3 protein-coding genes are annotated in these 3,979 nt (G+C 58.7%); all 3 read left to right on the top strand.

The genetic code is table 11. The features are described from left to right. The coding region (locus tag U5A65_RS40560) for an FAD-binding oxidoreductase (protein WP_321949692.1) at positions 1-484 on the top strand (484 nt) is incomplete at its 5' end. Positions 485-905: 421 nt separating this feature from the next. Next, entirely contained in the window at positions 906-2,738 is a 1,833-nt protein-coding gene (locus tag U5A65_RS40555; protein ID WP_321949690.1) for a sulfatase-like hydrolase/transferase, read from the top strand. A 559-nt stretch (positions 2,739-3,297) separates the two neighbouring features. Further along, positions 3,298-3,882 carry a DUF3313 domain-containing protein gene (locus tag U5A65_RS40550; protein ID WP_321949688.1) on the top strand — a complete coding sequence of 195 codons (585 nt, stop codon included), beginning with the start codon at positions 3,298-3,300 and terminating at the stop codon, positions 3,880-3,882. Positions 3,883-3,979: the final 97 nt, after the last annotated feature.

Raw genomic sequence — 3,979 nt, 5'->3', positions numbered from 1 at the left:
TGACGCACTCGAAGCAGGCACGATCGACGACGTGATCGTCGCGCAGTCGCTGGAGCAGGCAAAGCAGTTGTGGGCCGCGCGCGAGTCGGTCGGCGAGTTGCTGGCCGCCACGCGCCCGCACGCGGCCTTCGACGTGGGTGTGCCGATGGAAGAGATGGAACGTTGCGTCGCGACGCTGCACGCGCGGCTCGAAGAGAAGTTTGCACAGCAGAAGCATCTGTTCTTCGGCCATCTCGGCGACGGCAATCTGCACGTACTAAGCGGCCCGTACGCCGACGAATCCGCGCTGCTCGATGTCGAGGCGCTCGTCTACGAGACGGTGCGCGAAGCGGGCGGGTGCATCTCGGCGGAGCACGGCATCGGCGTGGTCAAGCGCGCCTTTCTCGGACTGACCCGCTCGGATGCAGAGCTTGACCTGATGCGCAAGCTCAAAACCGCGATCGATCCGGCGTCCATCTTGAACGGCGGACGAGTGATTCCTTAAGCGCGACGAAACACCTTGCGGAACGGCCCAGGCGATTGTGCAAAGACAGCTTGAAAAGGGTCGCTTCAATGGTTCTGTTCGCTTTTTATTTCGTCCCGGAGCTTGCGATGTCCTCCACAAGTCGCTCCATGAACCTGGAGGTCAGGGGCAACAACGAACCATCCATACGCGGCAGGCAGCCAATTTCACTGGGCCAGTTGGCATGGCTTGCGGCAACCGTGCGCAACCAAATTGATCGGCAATGGGCCGGTGCTGGCTACTGCGTCTGTATTGGCGACCAGGGAGAAAACGCACACTGATGAACTGTAATTTCTCAATGATCGGACGCCTGTCGTAGGACGCACGCTAGCGACGCTCGCAGCTTTGCTTCTACACGGCAAGACGGCCTAGCGTTTGCTATACAGCCCCCTCGAAATCAAGAGTGAACAACAACATGGCAAGCAAAACATCCCGTCGCGCATTTCTCAAACAGACCGGCTCGACCGTCGCCGCGACCGTACTGGGCGGCGCAACCTCCCACGCGCAATCCGCTCCGGCGTCCTCTGGCACACTAGCTGCACCGACTCAGGCTCTGAACACGCCGAAGCACCCGGCCAGTCGGCTCAAACGCCCGAACATCCTCTTCATCCTGACCGACCAGGAGCGCTATTTCGACAGGTGGCCTTTTCCGGTTCCCGCGCGTGAATGGCTTGCCCAGCACGGCACGACCTTCACCAACCATCAGATTGCCGCCGTAATCTGCTCGCCGTCGCGCTCGACGATCTATACGGGACGCCACGTGCAGCATACTGGCGTGTTCGACAACGCGGGTGTAGCCTGGCAGCCCGACATGTCGCCGGAGATTCCGACGATCGGCGGGATGCTCCAACAGATCGGCTATCACTCCGCGTATCTCGGCAAATGGCATCTGAGCAAGACGATGCACCGTAGCCCGAGCATCTACAACGCACCGGTCGGTGCCTACCACGACACCATGAAGCACTATGGTTTCGACGACTACTTCGGCGTGGGAGACTTGATCGGCTTTGCGCAGGGAGGCTATAGCTATGATGGCATCACCGCCGAATCCGCGGTCAGCTGGCTACGAAGCCGCGGTATTGAGTTGCGAGACGCTGGGAAGTCCTGGTTCATGGCGCTGAACTTCGTGAATCCGCACGACGCCATGTTCACCAATACCGATTCCGCGTCCGACGAGCTCCAGCAGCATTCGCCGCATGACCTGAAGATCATGCGTCCGCCGGCGGACGATCTCTATCGCCAGTCGTGGACGGACGTGCCGCTTTCGCCGTCGCGCCTCGAATCGCTGCACGCGAGGGGACGCCCTTTCGCGCATGCGATGTACAGCGAAGCGCATAGCCTGTTCGTCGGCAAATTTCCGTTCACTGACGAGCGCGTTCGCGTCTACCAGGACAACTACTTCAATTGCATCCGCGATTGCGACACGCATGTCATGCGCGTGCTGCAGGCATTACAGGCATCTGGCCTCGACGAATCCACAGTCATCGTTTTCACGGCTGACCATGGCGAACATGCGGGCGCGCATCAGCTTGTCGACAAGGGCGCGACGGCCTATCGCGAGCAGAATCACGTCCCGCTGATCATCCGTCATCCAGACCATCCCGGCGGCGAGCGTTGCAACGCGTTGACGTCGCACGTCGATCTCGTCCCCACGCTTTTGTCGATTGCGGGCGCGGACCTGGCCACGCAAACGAAAGTCGCGCGCCAGCCCCTCGTCGGACGCAGTTTTTCGAATCTGCTGGCTGCGCCGGGTAAGGCGGCCACTGCGACCTTGCGAAGCGCGACGCTCTTCAACTACGCCATGCTCGACTATTCCGATGCGAACTGGTTGAAACAAGTTCGCGAACTGGTAAAGAACAACGAGATCCAGGAAGAGCGCAAGGATGTGATGCTCAATGCGCTGCAGCCACGCCTCGAGTACCGTTGCGCGATCCGCAGCGTCTTCGACGGACGTTACCGGTTCAGCCGGTATTTCGCGCTGAATCGTTTCAACCGTCCGACTTCCATTGATGCGCTTTACGCGGACAACGACCTCGAGATGTTTGACCTTCAGCGCGACCCTCACGAAGTTGTCAATCTAGCGCTATCGCCTTCCGACCATCACGATGTGATGATGTCGATGAATGCCCAACTCAATGAACTAATCGACAGGGAGGTGGGTATGGACTCCATCGCTGCCATGCCTTTCACGAACGGGCGTGTGGACTACAGCGCAAGAAATGTGACGCATGGCTAACGGAATGTTCGTGCTTCACATCGAGGTGTCGAACGTGCGCGCCAATTAAGCGTTTTGGTTTGCGCACAGCCTCGACCGGAGTAGCGCGACATTCCCCTGCATCCGGATTGCTGGCTCGCGGATTCCGATACACCTGACATCAAGCCGGATGTGCGTCCCCTGATACTGAAGGAAAACGCCCTTCGGCTGCTTGGTCTCTCCGCCAGGACCGAACCGATTGTGAGTAGGCCTTGCTTCGACGGTGAACCCTTGCAAACCGCAATAGACCCAGCGCGGGATGTCCGAGGTAGCGACGCGGCCAGCCGAGGAATCCGCCAAAGTCCAACCACCTAAGAGACGTAAAATACAAACCGGCCAGACGGTTTACATCGTGACTGACCTGCGTTAGTATGACCCGTGAGCAATCTCGGTCTACCGTCGGTCCGCGTAGCGGTCGCTACCAGTCAGGACGTTTTCTCAGATTTAGTGGCGTTATGAAGCGCGCAATTGACAAACCGGCTAGACGGTTTATATGAGCATCCGGAAACTAATAACCCCTGCGTTCGAGTTGCTGTTGAGGATGGCCCCCAAAGCCTTGATTTGCGCAGTGTTCGGTCTTGCACTGGTCGCAACGCTCTGCCTTGCACTCTCGGCGTGCTCGGCAGTCAAGCCCGTCAAGTATTCCAGCCTCGCTTCATGGCCGTACCTGCGCGTCAATCCCGACGACCGGGATGGCACCCATATGCCCTATCGGTATGCGTTGCCGCAGGACTGGTCACGGTACAGAAAACTCATCCTCGAACCGGTCCAGCTTTACGACGGCCCGGATGCCGAGTTTCGCCACGTCAGCGACGCGGAACGCTCGAAGCTTGCTGATTTCATGCGGGCGAAGTTTGCAGAAAAACTGGCGACCCGCTTCGATCTGGTGAATGAGTCCGGAACCGATACGCTTCGTGTTCGGCTCACGCTCACCGGTGCAGGCACGGCGCTGCCAGGATATGTCATCTATGCAGTAGAAATTTCGGATTCCTCTTCAAACAAGCTGATTGAAGCTTATATCGAAAGGTATCCAGATGGCGGGCTTTCTGCCAGGTTGAGCTCGCCAGACGCCCCCAAAACCGGTATTGAACGGGGTGCAGCCGAACTGCTCGCCCAATTCAGGTAATTCACTCTTGCAGCAGCTTTCAATGTCCCTCAGACGATTTCTCCCGCTCACCATCTGGCTCGTACCGATCGGTGCAGCGTTGATCGGCATCGCGCTA

Origin of the sequence: Paraburkholderia sp. J10-1 (assembly GCF_905220165.1) — a bacterium.
In the GTDB taxonomy this organism is placed as follows: domain Bacteria; phylum Pseudomonadota; class Gammaproteobacteria; order Burkholderiales; family Burkholderiaceae; genus Paraburkholderia.
This window is presented reverse-complemented; position numbering and strand designations above follow the sequence as displayed.